18 protein-coding genes, 1 tRNA gene and 1 pseudogene are annotated in these 22,487 nt (G+C 55.9%); 9 read left to right on the top strand and 11 right to left on the bottom strand.

The genetic code is table 11. The features are described 5' to 3' along the window. Nucleotides 1–44 precede the first annotated feature (44 nt). On the bottom strand, nucleotides 45–752 hold the full coding sequence (locus tag IPM21_14935; protein MBK9165175.1) for a Bax inhibitor-1/YccA family protein: 708 nt from the start codon (nucleotides 750–752) through the stop codon (nucleotides 45–47). A gap of 415 nt (nucleotides 753–1,167) precedes the next feature. Between IPM21_14935 and IPM21_14930 the strand changes: the two genes are divergently transcribed. Together IPM21_14930 and IPM21_14925 are read left to right on the top strand one after the other, a co-directional pair. Next, on the top strand, nucleotides 1,168–2,862 hold the full coding sequence (locus IPM21_14930; protein MBK9165174.1) for a hypothetical protein: 1,695 nt from the start codon (nucleotides 1,168–1,170) through the stop codon (nucleotides 2,860–2,862). Between the two features lie 1,267 nt (nucleotides 2,863–4,129). Beyond that, entirely contained in the window at nucleotides 4,130–4,849 is a 720-nt protein-coding gene (locus tag IPM21_14925; protein ID MBK9165173.1) for a hypothetical protein, read from the top strand. Between the two features lie 152 nt (nucleotides 4,850–5,001). Here the strand turns inward: IPM21_14925 and IPM21_14920 are convergent, their stop codons facing one another. Both IPM21_14920 and IPM21_14915 read right to left on the bottom strand, forming a co-directional pair. Next, entirely contained in the window at nucleotides 5,002–6,894 is a 1,893-nt protein-coding gene (locus IPM21_14920; GenBank protein MBK9165172.1) for a phosphoenolpyruvate carboxykinase (GTP), read from the bottom strand. Nucleotides 6,895–7,067: 173 nt separating this feature from the next. After that, entirely contained in the window at nucleotides 7,068–7,955 is an 888-nt protein-coding gene (locus IPM21_14915; protein ID MBK9165171.1) for an EamA family transporter, read from the bottom strand. Nucleotides 7,956–8,073: 118 nt separating this feature from the next. Here IPM21_14915 and IPM21_14910 point away from each other — a divergent pair. Then, nucleotides 8,074–10,092 (top strand): annotated as a pseudogene (locus tag IPM21_14910) (cation:proton antiporter). A gap of 153 nt (nucleotides 10,093–10,245) precedes the next feature. Continuing rightward, a complete protein-coding gene (locus IPM21_14905; protein ID MBK9165170.1) occupies nucleotides 10,246–10,476 on the top strand; it encodes a UBP-type zinc finger domain-containing protein in 231 nt (76 codons plus the stop codon). Nucleotides 10,477–10,480: 4 nt separating this feature from the next. Here the strand turns inward: IPM21_14905 and IPM21_14900 are convergent, their stop codons facing one another. Beyond that, nucleotides 10,481–11,512, bottom strand: coding sequence for a (2Fe-2S)-binding protein (locus tag IPM21_14900; protein ID MBK9165169.1), 1,032 nt, complete (start codon nucleotides 11,510–11,512; stop codon nucleotides 10,481–10,483). Nucleotides 11,513–11,653: 141 nt separating this feature from the next. Between IPM21_14900 and IPM21_14895 the strand changes: the two genes are divergently transcribed. Continuing rightward, on the top strand, nucleotides 11,654–11,824 hold the full coding sequence (locus IPM21_14895) for a hypothetical protein (protein MBK9165168.1): 171 nt from the start codon (nucleotides 11,654–11,656) through the stop codon (nucleotides 11,822–11,824). A gap of 452 nt (nucleotides 11,825–12,276) precedes the next feature. Here IPM21_14895 and IPM21_14890 read toward each other — a convergent pair whose 3' ends face one another. From IPM21_14890 to IPM21_14875, 4 genes are all read right to left on the bottom strand, one after another. Next, nucleotides 12,277–12,789: a hypothetical protein gene (locus IPM21_14890; protein MBK9165167.1), complete on the bottom strand. Its 513-nt coding sequence runs from the start codon at nucleotides 12,787–12,789 to the stop codon at nucleotides 12,277–12,279. A gap of 43 nt (nucleotides 12,790–12,832) precedes the next feature. After that, nucleotides 12,833–13,297, bottom strand: coding sequence for a hypothetical protein (locus IPM21_14885; protein ID MBK9165166.1), 465 nt, complete (start codon nucleotides 13,295–13,297; stop codon nucleotides 12,833–12,835). A 581-nt stretch (nucleotides 13,298–13,878) separates the two neighbouring features. Further along, nucleotides 13,879–15,543 (bottom strand): VWA domain-containing protein, encoded by a 1,665-nt coding sequence (locus tag IPM21_14880; GenBank protein MBK9165165.1) that lies wholly within the window; start codon nucleotides 15,541–15,543, stop codon nucleotides 13,879–13,881. 2 nt (nucleotides 15,544–15,545) lie between these two features. Next, a complete protein-coding gene (locus IPM21_14875) occupies nucleotides 15,546–17,720 on the bottom strand; it encodes a serine/threonine protein kinase (protein ID MBK9165164.1) in 2,175 nt (724 codons plus the stop codon). A 255-nt stretch (nucleotides 17,721–17,975) separates the two neighbouring features. Here IPM21_14875 and recA point away from each other — a divergent pair, with 255 nt between their 5' ends. Beyond that, a complete protein-coding gene (gene recA, locus IPM21_14870) occupies nucleotides 17,976–18,995 on the top strand; it encodes a recombinase RecA (protein MBK9165163.1) in 1,020 nt (339 codons plus the stop codon). Between the two features lie 25 nt (nucleotides 18,996–19,020). Here the strand turns inward: recA and IPM21_14865 are convergent, their stop codons facing one another. Then, nucleotides 19,021–19,500 (bottom strand): hypothetical protein, encoded by a 480-nt coding sequence (locus IPM21_14865; GenBank protein MBK9165162.1) that lies wholly within the window; start codon nucleotides 19,498–19,500, stop codon nucleotides 19,021–19,023. A gap of 71 nt (nucleotides 19,501–19,571) precedes the next feature. On the opposite strand from IPM21_14865, the gene IPM21_14860 reads away from it, so the two are divergent. Together IPM21_14860 and IPM21_14855 are read left to right on the top strand one after the other, a co-directional pair. Next, nucleotides 19,572–19,647: transfer RNA gene (locus IPM21_14860), tRNA-Phe, on the top strand. A 155-nt stretch (nucleotides 19,648–19,802) separates the two neighbouring features. Beyond that, on the top strand, nucleotides 19,803–19,991 hold the full coding sequence (locus IPM21_14855) for a hypothetical protein (protein MBK9165161.1): 189 nt from the start codon (nucleotides 19,803–19,805) through the stop codon (nucleotides 19,989–19,991). 136 nt (nucleotides 19,992–20,127) lie between these two features. Here the strand turns inward: IPM21_14855 and IPM21_14850 are convergent, their stop codons facing one another. Further along, nucleotides 20,128–20,658 carry a hypothetical protein gene (locus tag IPM21_14850; protein ID MBK9165160.1) on the bottom strand — a complete coding sequence of 177 codons (531 nt, stop codon included), beginning with the start codon at nucleotides 20,656–20,658 and terminating at the stop codon, nucleotides 20,128–20,130. A 356-nt stretch (nucleotides 20,659–21,014) separates the two neighbouring features. Between IPM21_14850 and IPM21_14845 the strand changes: the two genes are divergently transcribed. Then, nucleotides 21,015–21,245: a hypothetical protein gene (locus tag IPM21_14845; protein MBK9165159.1), complete on the top strand. Its 231-nt coding sequence runs from the start codon at nucleotides 21,015–21,017 to the stop codon at nucleotides 21,243–21,245. Nucleotides 21,246–21,256: 11 nt separating this feature from the next. Here the strand turns inward: IPM21_14845 and IPM21_14840 are convergent, their stop codons facing one another. Continuing rightward, complete coding sequence (locus IPM21_14840; GenBank protein ID MBK9165158.1) at nucleotides 21,257–22,387, bottom strand: site-2 protease family protein; 1,131 nt, start codon at nucleotides 22,385–22,387, stop codon at nucleotides 21,257–21,259. Nucleotides 22,388–22,487: the final 100 nt, after the last annotated feature.

Here is a 22,487-nt window from a genome sequence, read left to right as displayed (position 1 = left end):
CTAAGATAGCACAGCGGGATATTTTGACTAATCGCTCGGCGATCCTAGTCGCGTGAGCTGAAAATGCTCAGAATGTACCAGAAAAGCAGTGCAATCCCGGCAAAGAGAGTAAGGGCCGCAGCTACGTGCTGGTTCGTGTTGTATTGATGCAGGACCTGCGACGTATTGTAGAGGATCGCCGTTCCTGCAAAAGCTACCATCACAAAGGCAAAGACGCTTCCGAGCGAGAAGCCGAAAATCGCACTCGCTACGATAAAGCCCAATGCCGCAAAGCCGCCGATGGCCACGATCGGACCGAGCCACGAGAAATCAGCCCGCGTCAAGAAGACCGTCGCCGTAATGCCTAGGAAAAGCCCGAGCGTTACGATGCCCGCCTTCGGAATGACCGAAGCATCAGAGTATGTCGCCGCGATAAAGATCATCGGGACAAAGATCACTGCCTCAGCGATAATGAATATCCCGAGCCCGAAATATTGCATCGCCGTTGACGTATCTGACATCGCCCAACGGTTAGCCAGATAAGAGACCGCCATGAACAATCCGAGCACGACCAACCAGCCCATGCTCCCGCCCATGAACATTACAGAAACGATTGCGTAGGCCGCTCCCGTCATAAACAACGCCGTTTCGACCACGACGAACGCCAAAATTGCCGCCGCAAGCAGCATATACGTCTTGCGGATAAACTGTGCACGGTGGGCCGGTAGGGCCTCCGCCGCCGATTGACCAAATGTAGTGGTGTAGTCGTTCATATTTCGTATTTTTAGATTCCCAATTCTCGAAATTGTTTGCCTATTTCCGCTTGCTGAGATTGTACCCTAACCCGAGTCAAAATTGAACCGCTGATTTCCTCGCACACAGGTGCGTAGATTTCCCCGAACTCTCCAATTTCAATCGCCGCATATGGCACCAAAGCCCTTATATACAGGCATTTCACGTAAAGGCCGAACGGCATACAAAGTGCGTTAATTATTGGCAGGATGGCCTATTTGGCCACCAGCGATATTTGAAAGTTTACTCAAGATCGTTTTCAGGCAATCTGTAAACATTTTTAGCTTAAGCATGATCGACCGACCGCTTTATGATTGGCCAGATCGAGGAGGTGGACCCATGAGGCCACATACACTAACATCTATCACTTGTTTCCTCGGCCGCACGATATTGGCGATGACGTTGATATTTGGATTCTCCCTTGGACAAGAAAGAGGACAAAAGACATTTAAGGTAGCCGAACTGCCCGCACCGGCCATTGAAGCCGACGAACCGGGCACACGGTTCTTCCAATGGCAGACCGTAGCTAACAATGGCTACACGATCCCGGGAACGGGCAACACGAAATTCAGCAGCTATGGCCAGCCGTCGGTAAACTTTGACGGCACTGTCGTTTTCAGGGCACGCAGCACCGGCGGACAGCGTGCGACCGGCATCTATTACCGGACCTCGCTGAACTCGCCGATCGTTACGATCGCCGACCTTCAAACAGAGGTTCCTTACCCGAACAATTTGAACAGCAAGTTCCGCGAATTCTCGGCATTTCCGCGGATCGCCCCGAACACGATTCTGATGGCAACTCTCGGCCTGCACCAGCCGGTTTATCGCTACATCCTTCCGGATGGAAGCGAAACCCGAGCCGGAACGAACGGCATTTACGTAAAATTTGGCACCGACCAGCTCGTTACTGGAGCTTCGAAGCTCGGTGGCATCCCCGATTTCGAGTTCTACGGCGTTCCCGGCTTCAAGCAATTGATGTTTGACGTATTCCCGGGAGCTCCTTCGATAACTGACGACGGTGACATCGTCTTTAAGGCCAACTACACCGTTGATGGCATCGGAAAGACCGGCATCTTCTTCCGCAGGCTCGCCAGTTCGCAGGCTGGCGGTTTCGCCAGTGTCGAAATGATCGCGAGCTCGGATACCGAGATCCCCGGAATGCCGCCTTCGGCATTCGCACCGGCGGTCTTTGAGTCCACATCCCCGCCTTCGGCCTTCGGCGATAAGGTTGTCTTCCTCGGGCTTGATAATGAGGCCGACCCGCACGCCGGCGGAATCTACTATGCCTACATCAAGGCGAACGCAGATCTGGTTCCCATAGTTGAGATCGGGCAACCGGTCAACGGGACCAAGATGCCGCCTCTGACACGCATCGGCGAAGCTCTTGGATTTGACGGCCGCTTCGTTTACTTCTGGGCTGCCTGGGGCGACGAATGGAACACCATCCGCCTCAATTGCCCGGTCGATGGCAACGCCGACATCCGCAACTACTGCAACGGAAATGACCCGAAGAGCATGTTCGATCCGAACACAAACAGCTGGTATCAATACGGCACCGTGCCCGTCAATCAGGGCATCTTCGTTTACGACCTTTGGACCCAAATGGGTTACCTTGCCGCCGACAACACCGGCTACATCAAGGACTTCGTTTACTGGACCTACTCGGGCCACGTTCCCGCTCCCGATGAACCGGATGCCGAACCGCCGCGATGGCGTTCGACCGCATTCGTCGCCGGCGACAACGGATGGGTGGTCTTCAAGGGCCGCATTTCGGAGCTGACCGGTAATAAGGAATACATCAACCCGACGGACGGCCTCTATATGGTAAACCCGATGGTTGGCGACCCGCTCCGGATGATCATCGAGACCGGAATGGACGGAGCTTTGATCGACCCGGGCATCCCCGAATACTATCGCGGAACGCTGCCCATCACCGGATTTGGCCTCGAACGCGAAGCTTTCCGCGGCAATATGCTGGCGATAACGGCAACAATGGGCAACGAAGAGTTTAGCTGGGGCGGCATCTACCTGACCAACGTCGGGCCGAACCGCACCGGTGCACCGATCGACACGGTCGGAAATACCAAATAGGAGGTAACAAAAAGCATAAAAAGCATACAGAGGGCCTCGCGGACACGCTCCGCGGGGCCTTTTTTCGTGCTGTGTCGCCGCACATGTCCGCCTAGCGGGCTTGTGCCACTGCACCCGGAGTTCGGGGTCCCGATCGCGAGGTGTTTCATTTCTAAAAAGAGGCATATGTTTCTGAAACATTTGAAACGGATGAAAGAAGTGAATCGCCTGAAACACTTGAAACGCGTGAAACGGCCTTCGGTTTTTGGGCATTAGCCGCTCGGAACGTGGTTTTCGAGCTTTGGCAACTTTCCGAACTGTCAATTGTTAATTGAACCATTGTAAATTGGTTAAAAATGGACTTTCGTCTTCGGTCTTGGGTCTCCGGCTAACAGCTAACGGCTAATGGCTTAGAGCTGATCGCTACAAATATTCGGCCTCTGCTCACCGCTCACTTTCCTCCGCTGTCCATTCTCCTAGGCCCTAAACCCAAAGTGAACGGCGATGCGTGAGATATGGAAGATATGGATGATATGGAAGTTCTGGATAGTTGCGAAGTTGCGAAAGTTGCAGAGTTGCAGAGTTACCGAGTTGCGAAGTTTCGAAAGTTGCGAAGTTTGTAATTCCAGATTCCGGATTCCGAAAGCTCCCCTCCTTGATTAGGAGGGGTGGACGCCGCTTCGGCGGACGGGGTGGTAGAAGGTTTCGAGTCCCGGCTTCAGCCCGTCGTTTTGAGTCCCGGCCTTAGCCGGCCGTAAGAGTTACGCGTTTAGGCGTGACCAAATGCGGAAGCCCGCGCGTCAGCAAAAGCTTTACATCCGATGCAGCCCACCGAAGTCGTCGAAGACGGTGGCATCGGCCCATCAAATCGTTCTTCGAACCACGAAAGCAGAAAACAAGAAAACGGTATTCTGTTCTACTCTATCCCTTTTCCTTTCTCCTTTCTCCTTTCTCCTTTCTCCTTTCTCCTTTCTCCTTTCTCCTTTCTCCTTTTAACAGACACCCTCCCTACGGGTCGGGTTTCCGCCTGTGTGATTGACGGACGGGTGAAATTCAAGTCGGATGAACCGCCCTTACTTACGTGCGGGCTTCCGCATTCGGATTCCAGACTCCAAATTCATCATTCATCATTTGGGTCAGAACCCGGCGAGAGCTTTTGGCTGCTTTGAAATCCGATCAAAAAGGAGGAAGTTCGTGTAGCGGTTTTGGAGTCACGGCCTCAGCACCGATCCGAACAGGTGCAGACACATTTTCCTGTTCGATCAGAGTTGAATGGTATAATCGGGCTGTGTTTTCTGGTCAGTATTTTATTGACGTCCTCAAACCGCGTGCTGATCTGGTGCGGCGTTTTGCTTTCGTTTTGATCATTGCCGTATCGCTATTCGGGTCGACGCTCGGGCAGGAAACGCCTAAGGCAGTTTTGTTCGATGAGTTTGGGGATGTGCAGTGCGGTGACCTTTTGGCTCGTCTGGACGCCTTTATTGTGGAGCTGCAGAATAACCCCGGTGACAGAGGTTATGTCCTGATCTCTGAAGCGAATCGAAATCCGAGAGCATTTCAGAGGATGGTTGAGGCGAGTATCTTCACGAGGCGATTTGATCGCGAACGGATCTCCATTGTGCTTGTCGGCAACGAGATGGGTTCGGAAAACCAATTTTGGCGGGTGCCTCTTGGGGCAGACGCTCCCGCGTTTAAGCCCATTGCCCTTCCGGAACCGGACCTGACCAAACCATTCAGGTATGGTGGAGAACATTCAGAAACCATTTGCCCTACGTTCTCACTTGATCTTTTTGCAAAGCTTATTCTGGACAATCCCGGGTCGATGGCGAGGGTGGTAATCGTCGGGCCAACAGTAAGCTCCCGGCTTCAGACGGCCAAGGACGTCCGGGAAACATTTGAACGCTACACAAAACTCCCGGCCGACCGGATCAGCTTTTACTACGTACATCGGAAAGAGTATTGGTTGTGGGAGACCGAATACTGGTTTATCCCGGCAAAGCGGCGGTAGAACAAAAACACTTCAAGCCCTTTAACACTTTCCAGCACCATAACTGTTAGTCAGCAGCCGGCTGGCGCCTTTGGCGGCGGAGGTGGAGGGCGGGAAAGAAAAACGCGAGGCGTTGCTGCACCTCGCGTCTTTCGTTTGTTTGTAACCGGCGGCTATTCGCCCTTGGCCACTGCCTTGGTCGGAAGCTCTTCCTCCGGACGCGGGGTTGCAAGCCCGAGCTCCGGCGAACGCCAGAGGTTCGAGACGAGCAATTCGCGGATGAAGGTCATCTCCTTCGGGAGGCGGTCGTAGAGCTTGAAGAAGAGGTCGTCGTGGGTCGATATTTCCTTGATCCACATATCGCGGTCGAGCTTCATAACCGTGTTCCATTGGTCGCGAGTGAAATCAAGCCCACGCCAGTCCATGTCCTGGTAACGCGGCATCCAGCCGAGCGGTGTCTCGGTGCCCTTCGACTTGCCGTGCGAACGCTCGACGATCCACTTCAGGACGCGGAAGTTCTCGCCAAATCCAGGCCAAAGGAACTTGCCGTTCTCGTCCTTGCGGAACCAATTGACCGAGAAGATACGCGGCGGCTCCGGGATCTTGCGGCCGAGGTCAAGCCAGTGCGAGAAGTATTCGCCCATGTGATAACCAGCGAAGGGCAGCATGGCAAAAGGATCGCGGCGGACCTCACCGATGTTTCCAAAGGCGGCTGCTGTCATCTCCGAGCCCATCGTAGCAGCCATGTAAACGCCGAATGCCCAATTGAACGACTGCTGAATGAGCGGCACGACCGTATTGCGGCGGCCACCGAAGATGAATGCCGAGACCGGCACGCCCTTGGGGTTGTCAAAGTGCTCGTCAACCACCGGGCACTGTGTTATCGGTGCTGTGAAACGTGCGTTCGGGTGAGCGGCGGGCTTTTCGCTCGCAGGCGTCCAGTCATTGCCCTGCCAATCGATGGCGTGTGCCGGAGCGTCGCCGTCCATGCCTTCCCACCAGATGTCGCCGTCGTCAGTCAAGGCTACATTAGTAAAGATCGTGTTTTCCTTGATCGACTCCATCGCGTTCGGGTTCGAGTCATAGCTCGTTCCCGGAGCGACACCGAAGAATCCGGCTTCGGGGTTGATTGCATGAAGCTTGCCGTGTTCATCGGGCTTGATCCAGGCGATGTCGTCGCCAACGGTCGTCACTTCCCAACCTTCTTCGCGGAATTCCTTCGGCGGAATGAGCATCGCGAAATTGGTCTTTCCGCAGGCAGACGGGAACGCCGCACAAACGTAATCCTTGCGGCCGTCCGGCGATTTTACGCCGACGATCAGCATATGCTCAGCAAGCCATCCTTGCTCGCGGCCAAGCGTCGAGGCGATGCGAAGAGCGAGGCACTTCTTGCCGAGAAGGGCGTTTCCGCCGTATCCCGAGCCGTATGAGATGATCGAACGCTCTTCCGGGAAATGGACAATGTATTTGTCCTTTGGATCGGGCGAGCACGGCCACGGCACATCCTGCTGGCCTTCCGCGAGCGGCATACCGACCGAGTGGAGACAATGCACAAATTCGCCATCTCCCAGAGCTTCAAGAGCCTTGGTGCCCATTCGCGTCATGATCTTCATATTGACGACGACATAGGGCGAATCGGTCACCTGGACGCCAAACTGCGAGATCGGCGAACCGATCGGGCCCATGCAGAACGGGATGACGTACATCGTCCGGCCACGCATCGAACCGCGGAACTTCGGCGTAAGGATCGCCTTCATTTCCTTCGGGGCCATCCAGTTATTGGTCGGGCCGGCATCGCCTTTCGAAAGCGAGCAGATGTAGGTGCGGTCCTCAACGCGGGCGACGTCCGAAGGGTGCGAGCGTGCCAGAAAACTGTTCGGCCGCTTCTCCTGGTTGAGCCGGATGAATGTCCCGGCCGCGACCATTTCATCGCATAGCCGGTCGTATTCTTCCTGCGAGCCATCGCAGAGATAGACCGCATCGGGTTCGCAAAGCTCCGCCATGTCGGTAACCCAACGGCGGAGTTCTTCATTCTTGATATTCTCGGGAATCGTGTAATTAGCCATAAATTTAGCTCTCTTGATCTTAATTCGTTGTTAAATCTTCAGGTCTAAAATCTAAACGGTCAATAACCGGCCGCTTTTGGAAGTATTTCGAAAGATTATCACAAGATAAGGTCAAAAGTTAACTTTCGGGCAACACTTTGGAGCGGTTTCGGGGTTTCGCACTCCGGGCAGCATCAAGCCTCGGCCGAGACGGCTTTTCGGGTGTATTGGCGGATGGTATGAACGGCAACGGCTGTGATGATGACCGCTCCGCCGATCACGGCCCAGATGGTCGGTATCTCGCCAACAAAAAGCAGCACCCAGATCGGATTTATCAGTGGCTCGATAAAGCCAATGATGCTCGCATCAAGAGGCCGAACACCCGCCGCAACTCCCTTTGTGAAAAGAATATACGCGATGCCGATCTGGAAGATCCCGAGAAACGCGATGGCGAGAAGGTCGTTGGTGGTGATCGCTGCCGGTGGCGATTGGGCGATGAGCGGGAGCATCACCAAAACGATGATCAGGTTGCCGTAAAATACCGAGACCGCCGGGTTTCTTTGTACGGACTTCGGGTGCCGCAGAAAGATGAAGTAAAGCCCGAAACAGACGCCCGAAATGAGGCCCGCGATATTACCGGAGAATGGGTCCGGAGCCGTCGCCGAAGTTGCATTATCAAGAAAGAAGAGCGACATTCCCGCGATGCAGAGCAGCACTGTAACCAGGTCGCGAACGTGGAAGCTCTCGCGGATCAAGAACGGTGCGAGAACGAGAACGTAGATCGGGGCCGTGTACTGCAGGAAGATCGCATTCGCCGCGGTCGTGTTCTTGGTAGCGTAAACGAATGACGTAAGCGTCGCCGCGTAAAGGAACGACGCGAAGAGCGTGTAGCGGTCAAGCTTGAGGCCCTTTCTATAGGTGAACGCCGCGACGACGACCGCCGCAAATAGCGACCGGCCCATATTGACCGAAAACGCATCGAGCGTCGTCAGCTTTATGAAAAGGCCGCCGGTGCTCCACAGCAGAACCGCGATCACAACCAGCAAAACGGGATTGAACTGTTCGGTCTTTGATCCGGGCATTTAACACCTTTCTTGCACTTCGCTCGGTAAAATGGGATTTTTACTTAATTCGTTGACAAGAGCAAAGGGGGGAAACCCTCGCATTTATTGATCCGGCCTTTCGGGCCGCAGGGATACTATGTACATCGAACCTGTTCTCGCCGCGGGAGCCGTCCCGCAATTCCTGACAGAGACCGTTGCATTGATCGTCGCGGGCGCTCTGATCGCATACATTTGTTTCCGTCTCCGACTTGTACCGATCGTCGGGTTCCTGGTCGCGGGAGTCTTCATCGGCCCATATGCTCTGGGGCTTGTGAAAGACCGCGAGCTTGTTGATGCAACTGCAGAGATCGGCGTCATTCTCTTACTCTTTACTATCGGTATCGAGTTCAGCCTCGAAAAACTAGCTCGCATCCAAAAACTCATATTCGGCGGAGGCACCCTGCAGGTCGGTGCGACCATCGCGGTAGTTGCCGGGATCCTGTATACCTTTGGGGTTAGCGTGCCTGCTGCGATCTTTACGGGAATGCTTGTTGCTCTAAGCTCGACCGCGATCGTGCTCAAGCTGCTCGCCGACAAGGGCGAAACAAATTCGGAACCCGGCCAGGTAGCTCTCGGCCTCCTGATCTTCCAGGATCTCGCCATCGTCGTCATGGTGCTTCTTGTACCGGTGCTCGCAGGCGGAAGCGATGGCGGGGTTGGGCAGATCGCGACCGCACTTGGGACCGCTATCGGCATCATCCTGCTTGTGCTAGTCGTTGCCCGCCGGATAATGCCGAAAATCCTCGAGTCCGTCGCCTTGACCTGCTCGCCGGAGCTATTTCTCCTTACCGTTATCGCTATCTGTTTCGGCACTGCGTATCTCACAAGCCTCGCGGGCGTGAGCCTCTCGCTCGGTGCATTTCTCGCCGGGCTGATGGTAAGCGAGAGTCGATTCTCCCAACATGCTTTGAGCGAAACGCTTCCGCTCCAGATACTTTTCTCCGCTACCTTTTTCATCTCGGTCGGGATGCTGCTTGACCTTTCGTTTCTCCTTGCGAACCTTCCGTTGGTGGTTGGTGTGATCGTTGCTGTTTTGATCATCAAAGTTGCGACGACCTGGATCAGCGTTAAGGCACTCGGCTATTCGGGTCCGATCGCCGCCGCGTCTGCACTTACGCTAGCTCAGATCGGCGAGTTCTCGTTCGTTCTGGAGCGGGCAGGCCGCGAAGCCGGGCTGTTCCCCGCCGGAGCGGCCGAAACGGGTTCGCAGACCTTCATCGCCGCAACTGTCGGCCTTATGGTGGCGACGCCGCTGCTGATGAGCCTCGGAGGCAAGGCATCGGCCCGGTTCTCGGCAAATCTCGATAGGGTGCCGGACTCTCCGGAGACCGAAGACGAACAGGCTGAGCACCCGATCGATCTGGAAGATCACCTCATCGTCGCGGGCTATGGACCGGCGGCCCGTTCGCTTGTTCGCGTCGTGGCGGGTTCGGGCATCCCATACGTGATCACCACGCTGAGCCCGACCGGTGCCAACGAGGCTGAATCCGAAGGGCTTCCCGTTATTCGCGGTGATGCCTCGCGGCCATTTCTGCTCCGGCACGTCGGGATCGAACGGGCGAAGATCGTCGTTATTGCCGATGATAACCCCGCGACAGCACATAAGATCGTCTCCGTCACCCGCCAACTGAATCCGACTCTCCGCATCGTCGTTCGCACGCGATATTCTGCCGATGCCGAGCACTTGATCGCCGCCGGTGCGGACGAGGTGATTTCCGAGGAGTTCGAATCGATCGTTCAACTCTTTGGAGAGGTGCTCCGTGAGTACCGCGTCGCGGCGGAAGAGATCGACCGGTTAGAAGACCTCGCACGCCGTGACGGCTACGCTGCCCTGATGGCAGAAACGGTCCGAATGCAGGACTCCGAATTTGCCTGTGAGACCGGCGAGGGCTGCTTTGATTCGCGAACGGTTACCGTCCGGGAAGGTTCGGCGATCGCAGGACTTTCGATCACGGATGCAGAACTCTCGGGCGAGAGCGGGCTGATCGTCCGAAAGGCGACCCGTGCTTCGGAGACCTTTGAAAAGCTCGGACCGGACTTCATTCTGCTCGCGGGCGACGAACTGCTGCTCGAAGGTTCGACCGAGGCTTTTGCCCGGAATGCCGCGACGTTCAGAGCGGAGAATACTCTTGCTGCATCGGCCGGGACGGGAGTTCAGAGCTTGCCGGTCGGGTTTGCTTCGCTCCCCGTTTCGCCCCGACGCATCGACACCGAAACTCCGTTTTCATACCTCTCAAACGTCGATGCTTCGGTCTGCGAGCACGTTGAGATGATCCGGCCTGTCTTCCCGAGTGCGGCCGGCTGCGAGGAGTGCATCGCGATGGGAGAAACGTGGGTGCATCTTCGCATTTGCCTTACCTGCGGCCACACGGGATGTTGCGATACCTCAAAGAACAAGCATGCCTCGGCCCATTTTCATTCGGCCGGCCACCCGCTGATCGCCTCGCTCGAGCCGGGCGAGAGCTGGGGTTGGTGCTACGCGGACGAAGAGTACGTCTAGCAACCTAGTCGCCCGAGACGGCTGAGTTGATCGTGTCGCGGAGCCGTTTTGCCGAGGTGGTCACGGGTTCGAGCTCGGAGTCCTCGACGTTGTGCCGCACCTTTTTGCCAAAGACCGCATTCCACGGCGGGACGACAATGGTCACGTTGCCGGCTGCTTTTGCCTGGCATGCAAGGCGGATGAACGGCCGTTCGCCCTCGGGCTGGTCATAGCCGAAGACCCGCATTGCTTTTCGCTCGCGGACCGAGGGCTCGCTGAGCTTTTCGGCACCGCCGAGCACGCCGACCCAACAGGTTCCGCACGATGCCGCTGTGCATTCGATCGGCACCGGGCCGTCCCAGCAGCGTTCGTCCACCGACTGCCAATCCTGCGAGTGGTCTTTCTGCGAGGCCGAGGCGATCTCTTCGTCGTTGATCACCTTGAACCGCCCGCCGGTGTATTCATCGCGGACGACCGAGAATTCCTTATCGATGGTTTTGAGGAAGCCGAGCAGGCCCTGCGAATCATCTTTCGCACGCGAGTCGACTATCGCGTCCGGCGACTTCGCCATCAGCCCCGAGGGCTTGGCCGCAACTCCGGACGCCGCCTTGAAAGCCTCAGGCCCAACCTGCACAAGTGTCATCAACCCAACGGCGGCGATGCCGAGCGTCAGGCTCTCTTTCGACTTTGCATCGGCGGCGACCTGCTTGGCGATGCCGCGGATCTCATCGGCGATTGCTCCCGCTGCATCACCCTCGGCACGCGCCGCGACCGCCGCCCTTACCTGCGGCCAGAAGCGGTGCCCGTAAAGAAACCGGTGCGAGGTGTCGATCTTGTCCTCGAGGCCAAAATTGCCCTGCATCGCGATGCCTTTCTTCGCTTCCTCGGCGTCCTCGGCCGCTTCCAGATACCGCACCAGATCGAGCGGATAGAACCGAAACCAGATCTCGGTCGCGTCGCGGTCAACCGCGTGAATGTCTGCCGCAAGCGACGCCACCGCCGCCAGCCACTCGGCCTCAGTATGCACCGCCAGAGAATCAATAAATACGTTGCTCATAGTCGCTAATTCCTTATTTCTCGCAAACGAGCATTTAAGCAAATTTCCCGCCCGGCAACAACTTGGGGGACATTTCAGATTCCAGATTCCAGATTCCAGATTCCGGATACCAGATTCCAGATTCCAGATTCCGGATTGGGCGTGTTCTGTTTTTTGTGGGCATCGCGCGTTCGCGGAAACGCCGCGAACATCTGGGACGCTTGGGACATTTGGAACATCTGGAACATCTGGGACACGCGGGTCGGGCTTGGGTCTTTGGTCTTTGGACTTTGGTCTTTGGTCTTTGGTTTTTCGTCTCGGGAATTTGCATGAGCATTCTGGATTCTGACTTCTGACTTCTGACTTCTGGCTTCTGGCTTCTGGCTTCTGACTTCTGGCTTCTGACTTCTGACTTCTGACTTCTCACTTCTGGCTTCTGGCTTCTGGCTATTGACTACTGACTACTGGCTACTGGCTACTGATGAAGGGTCATTGCAACTTGATTGCCGGCTAACGGCTTAGAGCTAATGGCTAACAGCTAATGAACTAAAACAACCGATCACAACCAAAGAGCCTCAGCGATCCCTGAGTTCTCCGCGTTGATAGATTCCCTCATCGCGGAGATGATGTAAGATCCCCGCCATTACTGTTAACCATTTTCCTTAGTCCTGAACCGGAAAGCTATGGTGATCCGTGAGAAACGGGAGATATGGATGATATGGAAGGGGCGGGTTGCAGAGTTAGAGATTGTCCTTTATTTCGTCTGTCATTTCTTTGCGGTGGGTTTATAAATTACCTGAAGAGATCAGTTCGTTAATCGCATCCATAACTTCGTCGCTGTATTTTACAACACCACAATCGGAGTCAGTTACAAGATAATTTTTCATCTTTGGTTTGTTGGGATTCTCGAGATGTTCATTTGGAATGAGAAAGAGTATGAAACGGGATCCCGCAACAAACAGACTAGGAGACAACCGCCCTCCTGTTCGGTCAACCAATGGTGAATTTTCAATGACGGCGTGATGCACGAGTAGGGTCTCAGGTACCCTTGCTCCTTTTATAGATTTTCCGGCTTTATAAAGTACCCTCTGGTAGCTGAAAATGGAGCTTGAACTCCAACTTCCCGGCGCCTCATAAACTTTGGTCACTTCTGCGACGACAATGTTTGGACTTTGGCGAATCAAGTGCTTCATTTTAGACTTGCAATCCTTTATTTCCTGCCCCGCAGTAGAGACAGGAAAGTAAAAGACAATAAAGCAAACAACGGTCATCACTATCAATTGAGGCATCTTTTTCATTGTCTTAGTCTTGCTTCTCCAACATAGATTATTTCAGATCCGACTATTGGTCCTGGGCGGAAGCGGGCTCAGGCCTGCGATATTGCGGCTTATTGTCGCTATTCTCGTGAAGGTCATTTATCGCCTCTGGAATGACGTTTTCATACACCTTGTAAACCAGTGGTGATTCCTCCACCCTTTTCTTTAGGAAGGTTTTCTCTTCATCTGTGGCATTCGGCTTGAAATTGATCGCCTCTCCCTCAAATCCGTAGATCTGGATCTTTATTACACTCATCATTCCAGGGAGGGACTGGAATCCGCTGCCGGTTTCATTCGGAATTCCGATCACGGAACGATTAAATTCGAGAATCTCCTTCCAGTCCGTGCCCTTCTTGAAGAACAAGACAAGATCGGCTCTTTCATTGGGTCCCATTCGGATGATGTCGTCGTCATTGCTCGGAGGATGCTGAGCCGAACAAGCGACCGAAAAGAACGTGACCAGAAAGAGCACCGTCAATCGTTTATTCATTTCCATTTTTCCTAGCTTATTATGAGCCAATTGGGGTCCCGTCTTTCATATTGATCATTCTAGCCTTCCGTGATCACTCTGGTTGCCATATCGTTGAACGACGGGTCGTCCTTTGACCGGCGAACGGCTGCGTCGTGGCGATGTTGGACAATTCTAACCTTCAAAGATGCTCCGGGACCGGCGGCGGTTGGCTTATTGGGAATTTTAGCAGGGGTGTCATGAGGAATGGGAATTCCAGAATCCAGATGTCTGTGTGCAAATGCCACCGTCTTCGACGGTTCTCGGTTGGTTGTGGCTGTGACCCACATCTTGCGATGTGGGCTACATCAATGGCGTCGTCTTCGACGACTCGGGTAGGCCACCTAAAGGTGGAACTCCAAACGACGGACTAAAGCCCGCACTCTGAACGGCCGGCTAAAGCCGGGACAAGTTGAATGCGGAATTCGGAATGATGAATGCGGAATCTGGAGTCTGGAATTTGGAATTTCAACCTCCGCAACTCTGCAACTCCGCAACTTCGCAACTCCGAAACTCCGAAACTCTGCAACTCCGAAACTTCGCAACTTCGCAACTTTCGCAACTTAGGGCACGGTTACCCGGTCGATGCGGACTTGGGCGTTGGGGCGGGTTACGCGGATGCGGAGGCGGGGCGAGGGGCGGTTGGGGTCGGGCTCGGAGAGTTCGGAGCGGTATGTGATGTCATAGGCGGCGCGGAGTTGGCTGGCGATGTCCTCGTATGCGCGGTCGATCTCGGCGACCTGAGAGATGGGGTAATAGACGCCGCCCGAGGCCTTGGCGAGCCGCTCGCCTTCGCCCTCGGCCCGCTTTGAAAGCCCAAAGTAGCGTGCCCGGAGCGGATCTGCACGGCGGTCTGGAGCGGACTCAGCGGCGGCGACAAGCGCCGAGGGAATGTAGAGCGGATAGATGAGCGCGCCGCTTTCGCCGATGGCCGAGACGAGCGGATCAAAGGGCAGAAAAGAGCGATTGTCGTCGCCATCGGTCAGGATCACGATCGCCGTCCGCTCGCCGCGGATGGGGCGGAGCGTCTCGGCGATGGTGTAGCCGACGGCGTCGTAAAAGGCGGTCGCTCCCCCGGCGTCGAATGTATCAAGGCTTTCGGAGAGCTTTGCCTTGTCGTTCGTAAATGTGACAAGCGTTTTTACGTCGTCGGCAAAGATGACGATCGCCACGCGGTCGCGCGGATCGACCGTCGCGATAAATGCCCTCGCCGTGCGGCGGATGAAATTGACGTAGCCCTCGACGCTGCCCGAAACATCCAGAAGCAAGATCAGATTGACCGGCGACTCGACCCTCGCGACGGAGATCGGCTCAAGCGGCCGGCCGGCCTCGGTTATCTCAAACTCCTCGGGGCGAATGTCGGCGATCGCACGGTCGTTCGCGTCGGTCACAGCGACGGTCGCACGCCGAAGCCCGGGGCCCGAAAAGCTAACAGCGGAAGTGCCGTCGCGAAGGCCGGGCTCGCGACGAAAGGGCGGAAGCGATCGGGCGTAATCGCCGTAATACTTCGGGGCGGCTCGCCTGATCGCTTCCATCAGAATGCTGTCGCCGCTGCGGATCATTCCCTTTGCGGCGTCGGTCAGCGTTCGCTCGCGGAGGTCGGCCGGGACCTCGTTTGGCGGCACATTGAGCACGATAATGCCGCGGGCCGTCTGGGCCGAAAGCGTCGCCGAGCGGTCGGCGGAACCTTCAGGAGCGGCGTGTTTACCTTTAATCACGAAGCGGCCACGCGAGCGTTCGCGCATCGGCTCGAGCTTGAAATCGGCAACATAACGCGGCCGCGATTCGGTCCAGAGCAGCGAATATTCAAGCTGATCTTCGGGGAGGTCAACGGCGATGGTGCCGGTCTCGGTGCGTGCCTCGAGCTTGAGAAAATTGCCTTCGGCAAGGATCTCGCCGTCGGTGGTCGTGATGCGGAGCGAGGTGCGCTCGGGAAGCACGAGCACGATGTCGATGCGGTCGCGGACGGTTGCGGGGATGGTGATCGAATTGGCCGCGATCTGCGCGACTCCGTCGGAAATACCGGCTTCGGACGTAAGCTCAAGCCGGCCCGAAACGGTAAGCGACGCATCGGTCCGTGCCTCGACCCGCCCACGCGGATTCGCAACCGAAAGCGTTTGACCCGCCGCGAGTGGGAACTCCCGCACACTTCCCTGCCCGCTCGCCGTGGCGATCAAAACTGCCGCCGCGAGCACGGGCAATATCAAGCATGAGAAAAACTTCGACATCGCTAAGACTTGCTGCTTCCGGAGATGCGGCCCGATTGAAGCAGTCGCTGTCGGACCCGCTCCTGCCACTTCTTTTTCGGCCCGTCGGTATCTTCAAATTGCGTGAGGAGATCTGAGATCGGCTCGCCGCCCGCTTGTCGGGTTTTGATGAAAAGCAAAGCAGCGATGATGGCCGTAAACGACGTCATCACGAGTTGAATGGGGATGAGCAAGATCTGAAGAAGGCTCTCGAGAAGCGCGTTGGTGATCCGCTTGCGGGTGTCGCGGTCCATGTTGACGAAGCGGATCGCCGGCTGATTTCCGGTCTTGATCGTCACCTGGCCATCGCGCTCGCCGGTCGCGGGGTCGATCTTCGCATCGCCGACGACCTGGGTGTCCGAGCCATCGGTGGTCTCGTTTACGACCACGTTGCTGGCAGATTTTTCGACCGCGACGGCGGTTATGTTGATAACGAACGAGAGCGAACCCGCAACGATCGCCGGGACGAGAAACATGATGAAAATAGCGGCGACGGTCGTGCCAAGCGAACGCCTGACCAGCTGGCTCGAACGCTTGATCGCCGTCCATCCGCGAAGGTTTTCCATCATCACGACCGGACCGACCAACGCCCACAAAACGCTCGTGACAAGAAAACCTACGCCGCACGTAATAGCTCCGATGGCCAGCTGGAGCATCGTCGAAAGCATTCCTGTGCCAAGCAGTCGGCCGCGGCGCTTATTGACCTCGCGAAGCGCGGAGCGGACCCTGATCGGCCTAAGCGGAACGGCGATGGAATGACTGACGATCCAGGTATTCGTTCCGATAATGAGGTAGGCCGTGAAAACCGTAACGACAAAAAGTGCGACCTGAAGCACTCCGCTCGTGATGTTCGCGGGTGTCTCGGCCATTTGGTCGGTCGCCTTGAGGACGGTCACCGTGACGATGGCGAACGTCAAGAGCATCATCGGAATGTAGAAGAGCGTCGAGAGAGCGAGGAACTTGCCGAGGTGTTCTGAATAGATGATCACGGCCCGCCGGATAAGTCCGCCGATTCCCTCACTCCGCGAACGGAGAATGGTCGCAAATGACGCTGCTGAATTCGGCCGTAGCTCGGGGTCTTTTTCGAGCGCGGACATTATCACCCGGCGAAGCTTGCGGCGGACCTTGCGGACCTTAAGCGGCGGCGGCGGCGTATCGCGGTGCGATGCCATTACTTCGGTGAAATCGCCCTTGAACGGCGGCTCGCCCGAGAGCATCTGATACGCAATGACGCCGATGCTGTAAACATCCGAGCGTGCGTCGAGCCTTTGCCCGCGGCACTGCTCCGGCGACATAAAGAGCGGCGTTCCGAGCACGGCACCGACGCGAGTGAGTTCCGCGGTCGACTTTTGCGGCGTCGTTTCGGCGGTCGGCCCGCCGTCGCCATTTTCGAGAATTTTTGTCCCGACGCCATCCTGATCTTGTTCCGCGGCGATGTTCACCGTTTGGCGGGACGCCCTGTCGATCTTTGGTCCGTCTGCGGCCTGAATCAATGTCTGAGCTTCGACGATCTGCGTCGGCGAAATGCTGTCGTGGATGGCGGTCGAGCCTTCGTCGCCGGCGAATGTGCTTGCCGAGCCGGCGGCCATTGTCGCCGCACCGCCCGGCCGCGGCGGCTCTGCGGAATGATCGATAAGCCCGGCCGAATCAAGCTTGGCGATGCCAAAATCGAGAACTTTGACCGTGTAGCCGCCACGTTGGTTCGGCTCGAGCCAAATATTGTCGGGCTTGAGGTCGCGGTGGATTATGCCCTGCTGATGTGCCTCGTGGACGGCCGAACAAACCTGCTCGAGAATATCGAGCGTCCAACTGACGGGCAGATTCTTTTCTTCATCGAGTATCTCACCGAGCGTGCAACCATCGAGGTACTCCATCACCAGATACGCGACGCGGCCGCTGTCCGTTTCCGCAAAGCCGAAGTCGGTGACATCGACGACGTTCGGGTGACGCAGCCGGCCGGCCGCTCGGGCCTCGCGGCGAAAGCGCTCCACGAACTCTGGCCGCTGCATGAATTGCGGCGCGATTATCTTGACCGCGACCGGGCGTTCGGTGCCGAGATGGGTCGCAAGATAGACGGTTCCCATCCCGCCGCGGCCCAGTTCGCGTTCGATGTTGTATTTGCCGTCGAGCGTTTGGCCGATCGGGCTGGAAAAGTTCATGGTTTCGGTCGTTGGCAGGAAGTGACCCGCAAAACCTGCCGCGTTATACGATGAGCATCATTATAGGACAAAGCGAGTGCTGCTCAAATGCACGCTACGTTCGGGAACCGAAAATACCTGCCGTTTAAACGCTGCGAGAACGACTTTCCAGCGTTGCGTATGTGTTTCATCCGTGATACGCTCTGGGAGATTTGGAAATTCCTTCGAGTATAAGTAAAGTATCGGAAATCCCATCTTCTGGAGAACCAAAAATAAATGAGCATCGATAAAAGCAAGGCCATTGAATCTGCCCTTCTGCAGATCGAAAAGAAATTCGGAAAGGGCTCGATAATGCGGCTCGGAGAACGCCCGCACGAGGAAGCCGGGGCGATCTCAACAAATTGCCTCAGCCTCGACGCCGCGATCGGCGTCGGCGGCGTGCCGCGAGGACGCATCATTGAGATCTACGGCCCTGAAAGTTCGGGTAAGACGACGCTGGCATTGCAGGTCGTGGCGTCTGCCCAAAAGGCCGGCGGAATTGCCGCTTACATCGATGCCGAACACGCGATGGATCCGGAATATGCCGGCAAGCTCGGTGTGAACATCGACGACCTTCTGATCTCGCAGCCGGACTCGGGCGAGCAGGCGCTTGAGATCGCCGAAACGCTTATCCGCTCAAACAGCATTGACGTCATCGTGGTCGATTCGGTCGCGGCACTCGTCCCGCGGGCCGAGCTCGATGGCGAGATGGGCGATTCGCTTCCCGGCCTTCAGGCTCGGCTGATGTCGCAGGCGCTCAGAAAGATCACGGCGATCGTCGCCAATTCGCGGACGACGTTCATCTTCATCAATCAGCTTCGCGAAAAGATCGGCGTATTTTTCGGCTCGCCGGAGACGACGACCGGCGGCAAGGCATTGAAGTTTTACGCCAGCGTCCGGCTCGACATTCGCCGTATCGGCGCGATCAAGGACGGCGACAAGGTGGTCGGCAACCGCACCCGCGTGAAGGTCGTAAAGAACAAATGCGCACCGCCCTTCCGCGAGACGGAATTTGACATCATGTATGGCGAAGGCATTTCACGCGAGGGCGACCTGATCGATCTGGCCGTGGCAAATAACGTGGTCGATAAGACCGGAGCGTGGTTTTCTTATAAGGGAGAAAGGCTCGGCCAGGGCCGCGAGAACGTCAAGAACATGCTCAAGGAAAACACCGACACCCGCGACCGGATCGAGGCCGAGGTTAAGAAGGCACTTGGATTTGTTGTTACCGAAGCGGCGGAAGCGGCGCCCGCATAAACGCTAGGCGCCGCCGCTTGAATAGTTATTCCTGACCGACCGGACGCGGTTGTTTGCGGTCCGGCATTGAGGATGAGGTATTTGCACCGGCCGGCGGCGGAGCGTTGACGTTCGTGTTTCGCTGGTTCATTTGTCGTCGCAGCGTTTCCTGATCCGGAATGCCAGGCGTCGGCGTCGCTCCGGGCTTCATCGGGCGGTTCACATTTGCAGGGTCGATTCCGGGTGTTGGCGTCGCACCGTTTGCCACGACGTTCGCTTGGCCCGGAGGCGGAATGCCGGGCGTCGATTCGCCCGAAGGCTGGATCGGCATCGGCTGCATTCCCGCCGGGATGTTGGCGTTATTCGCCGCGGCCTGATTGGAATTACCCGTGGCGCCGCCGCCGCAGGCAGCCGCAATTGACAATAGTGCGATAAGAGATAAAAGACGCAAATTCATATCCGGCATTTTCCCATATTTCACCTGATTTCCGCGAATGCCGATCGCTCGCAATTCGGAAAACGACATTGCCCGATTCGTTTGACAGAAAACAAGCGAATCCGTATATTAAGGGTTTCGCCGTCTGAAGACGCGATTCCGGCCAGGTAGCTCAGTTGGTAGAGCAGCGGACTGAAAATCCGCGTGTCGGCGGTTCGATTCCGTCCCTGGCCACCAATATTTTCAACAACTTAGGGCTGCCAGATCGGCAGCCCTTTTCCATTTTGCGCAACACTTGTGCAACGGCGAAGTCGAGTTTGATTTCTTCGTCCTTTTGGTAGCCGGTGAATTTCTGGCGGATGTTGTCGCCGAAGTTGTATTTGAGGTCGGGGATGCGGTGGACTCCGTCGGGCGCGATCTCCTCGCCAAACGGCATGAAGTCACGGCGGGAGACGACTTGCCCGAGGCTATCGACCAAAACCCTCGGTGAGCCTAACTGGTCCGTGACCGTCCATTTGGTTGTAGGGTTCTGTTCCGGCGGTGCGGTCGAATACTCGGCGGCGAGCTTCCCGGCCGAATAGACGAAAACGGTGGTTTCGGTATCAGTAACTTTCTTGACGCGTTTGCCTCATTCGACTGAGTGCAACCGATGAAGGGGCTCTTGTTTTGCTGGGCTCTTTGCAAATCTCGCGTTTAAGACAAAGACGAATATGTGGTCTAAGGAGTAAGGTTTACCCACATCACTATTGCTCGATCCACTGCAGTGATTTGCCGAATTCCCGAAACTACTCCCGCAAAAAGATTCTCAATAACCATGATCGGTGACATCTCTATACTATTCTTGAAAGGAGCAACGACAGGCATATTTCCTTCCAATAACTCTATATTGCCTGTAGTCCACTTTAGAAGCGGGAAGCTTCGAACAAACGTCTCTCCCAAATAATAACCAGCAGCCAAGACAACCAATTTCGAAGTATCATCGAAGTCAAACAGTCCCTTCTTATAATCCTCAGTTTTTCGGATGAATTCCGGTACATTCGGATCAGCCTCTTTAGGAATGGTTCGTAAAGTCGGAATTAACGCCTTCAGAATGTTCGGCAAAGATTCGACAGTGAAATTGACGTCATCCGAAAAATGAAGATTCTGTTCTAGAATTTCAATTGCGCTGCCTTTACCAAAAGCTAGAAACTCCTCAAGGTACTCCTGAGCCTCTTCTTTCGCCATTGCTTCGAAAACGCCAAACTTCATGCTTGTTCCTCTCAGTGAACGGTGTATTTAATACCATTTTGAGTCAAGAAATCCAGGACTTCCTGTTGAGCCCCCTGAAAAAAATGCCAATGGGCACCCTTTATGCGACCAGTTTCTATTAGTTCGGCGTCCTTGACTATCTGTTTGCGAAACGTCGAAGACAATCCCACATTCAAGCCTGCCTTTGCTTCGTGAGCAACTCCTTATACGAGAGAAGCCGAGTTTGCCTTGTAATGGCTGTGATCGCTTCGCTGTGTTTGGGCGGGGTTTCGGGGTATTCTATAGGTGACCCCAAGTACGATCCGGCCGGCCGCTTCCCTACCCTGCAAATGCGGCCGAGAAATTGAGGTAACGAAATGACGACACGAGCACAGTTTGATGCAGACAGGTTCGAGGAGATCAAGACCGAATCGAGCGTAAAGACCGCCGAAATGCCGCACGAGATGCTTTGCGAGCAATGCGCTCGGACGGTATTTGTTGACCCGGACACGCACGACACATTCAGGCGAAAGGCCGAGCAAGGAGTTTCGGAAGGCTTTCTTTGCGGCGAATGCGTTGCCGCAAATCTTGAAGCCGAGCGGATGTGAACCGGTTGCGATCACATATCGAGTTCCTTTCGGGCGACGAGGTAATTTAGTATCCGGTCGCGTGAGATGAGCCCGACGAGCCGGCCGCCCTCAAGCACGGGTAGCTGATTGACGTCTGCCCGGCCCATCGCCTCAAGAGCCTCGACTATCGTTGCCTCCGGCGTGGCGGTTTGTAGCTTTTCGAAGGGCCGCATCACATCGTCAACCGTCTTCATCGGCCACATCGTCCGCTCGACCGAGCGAACATCGGCCGGTGTCACGAGCCCAAGCAATTCGCCATTCTCCTCAACCAAAAAGCAGCGGCCTCCGGCCTTCAAGATGTTGTCATCAACGAGCGATTGAAGATTCGTCCGGGGATCGACGCGGGCGCATTCGCTCGTCATCAGGTCGCGGACCTTCAGCCCGGCGAAAGCTTGCGTCATCTCCGATTGTGCATAGCTTGCCCGAGCCGAGGTCAACAGAAACCATCCGATGAAGGCGATCCAGAGTCCGCCAATACCCGAGCCGCGGAAGAACGCGATGATGCCAAAAATGATAAAGCCGAATGCGATCGTCTGGCCGATCAGCGATGCCGCTTTGGTCGCCCGCTCGCGGTCTTTGACGAATGCCCAGATCGCGGCCCGCATCACGCGGCCGCCGTCCATCGGGAATCCGGGGACCATGTTAAATACTGCGAGAGCAATGTTGATGTAACCAAGCCAAACGAGAACTGCCATTAAGGGTGTCGATGTATCGGCCCCGAACGTCCAGCCCATAAGCAACGCCGCCCCGAGGCATATGGCCCCGATAACGGCACTCGTGATCGGGCCGACGATGCCGATCCAAAACTCCATCTTTGCGCTCTCGGCATCCTTTTCCATCTGGGCCACTCCGCCGAGGGCGAAGAGCGTTATCGACCGGACGGGAATGTCGTACGCCCGAGCGACGAGTGCGTGTGACATCTCGTGGATGACGATCGCTGCAAAAAACATCATGGCCGAACCGACCGCCATTGCCCAGATGACGCCGTTGCCCCATTCCGGATGCGACTGTCCAAAATAGCCACCGAGCGACAGCGTTATAAGGACAGCGATGATCAGCCAACTGTAGTGTATGCCGATCTCGATGCCCAGAATCTTTCCCAGTTTGATATGCGTTCTCATTGGTCAGCCGTCCTTCCTTTCTTGCTCTATGATCGTCGAAGGGGTGCGATCCGCGGTTCCGGTCGCCGCCGCTAAAACTTGTGTGTTAGATTCTTTCATA

Source organism: Acidobacteriota bacterium (assembly GCA_016716435.1).
Taxonomy (GTDB): Bacteria; Acidobacteriota; Blastocatellia; order Pyrinomonadales; family Pyrinomonadaceae; genus OLB17.
Note: the sequence above shows the minus strand (reverse complement) of the source record. Positions and strands in the feature narration are given on the sequence as shown.

What these genes read in the sequence shown, in the direction of transcription:
- IPM21_14935 (MBK9165175.1), bottom strand. Translation starts at nt 752, where the DNA reads ATGAACGACTACACCACTACATTTGGTCAATCGGCGGCGGAGGCCCTA.
- IPM21_14930 (MBK9165174.1), top strand. Translation starts at nt 1,168, where the DNA reads ATGACGTTGATATTTGGATTCTCCCTTGGACAAGAAAGAGGACAAAAG.
- IPM21_14920 (MBK9165172.1), bottom strand. Translation starts at nt 6,894, where the DNA reads ATGGCTAATTACACGATTCCCGAGAATATCAAGAATGAAGAACTCCGC.
- IPM21_14915 (MBK9165171.1), bottom strand. Translation starts at nt 7,955, where the DNA reads ATGCCCGGATCAAAGACCGAACAGTTCAATCCCGTTTTGCTGGTTGTG.
- IPM21_14905 (MBK9165170.1), top strand. Translation starts at nt 10,246, where the DNA reads ATGATCCGGCCTGTCTTCCCGAGTGCGGCCGGCTGCGAGGAGTGCATC.
- IPM21_14900 (MBK9165169.1), bottom strand. Translation starts at nt 11,512, where the DNA reads ATGAGCAACGTATTTATTGATTCTCTGGCGGTGCATACTGAGGCCGAG.
- IPM21_14890 (MBK9165167.1), bottom strand. Translation starts at nt 12,789, where the DNA reads ATGAAAAAGATGCCTCAATTGATAGTGATGACCGTTGTTTGCTTTATT.
- IPM21_14885 (MBK9165166.1), bottom strand. Translation starts at nt 13,297, where the DNA reads ATGAATAAACGATTGACGGTGCTCTTTCTGGTCACGTTCTTTTCGGTC.
- IPM21_14880 (MBK9165165.1), bottom strand. Translation starts at nt 15,543, where the DNA reads ATGTCGAAGTTTTTCTCATGCTTGATATTGCCCGTGCTCGCGGCGGCA.
- IPM21_14875 (MBK9165164.1), bottom strand. Translation starts at nt 17,720, where the DNA reads ATGAACTTTTCCAGCCCGATCGGCCAAACGCTCGACGGCAAATACAAC.
- recA (MBK9165163.1), top strand. Translation starts at nt 17,976, where the DNA reads ATGAGCATCGATAAAAGCAAGGCCATTGAATCTGCCCTTCTGCAGATC.
- IPM21_14865 (MBK9165162.1), bottom strand. Translation starts at nt 19,500, where the DNA reads ATGTCGTTTTCCGAATTGCGAGCGATCGGCATTCGCGGAAATCAGGTG.
- IPM21_14855 (MBK9165161.1), top strand. Translation starts at nt 19,803, where the DNA reads ATGCGGTGGACTCCGTCGGGCGCGATCTCCTCGCCAAACGGCATGAAG.
- IPM21_14850 (MBK9165160.1), bottom strand. Translation starts at nt 20,658, where the DNA reads ATGAAGTTTGGCGTTTTCGAAGCAATGGCGAAAGAAGAGGCTCAGGAG.
- IPM21_14845 (MBK9165159.1), top strand. Translation starts at nt 21,015, where the DNA reads ATGACGACACGAGCACAGTTTGATGCAGACAGGTTCGAGGAGATCAAG.
- IPM21_14840 (MBK9165158.1), bottom strand. Translation starts at nt 22,387, where the DNA reads ATGAGAACGCATATCAAACTGGGAAAGATTCTGGGCATCGAGATCGGC.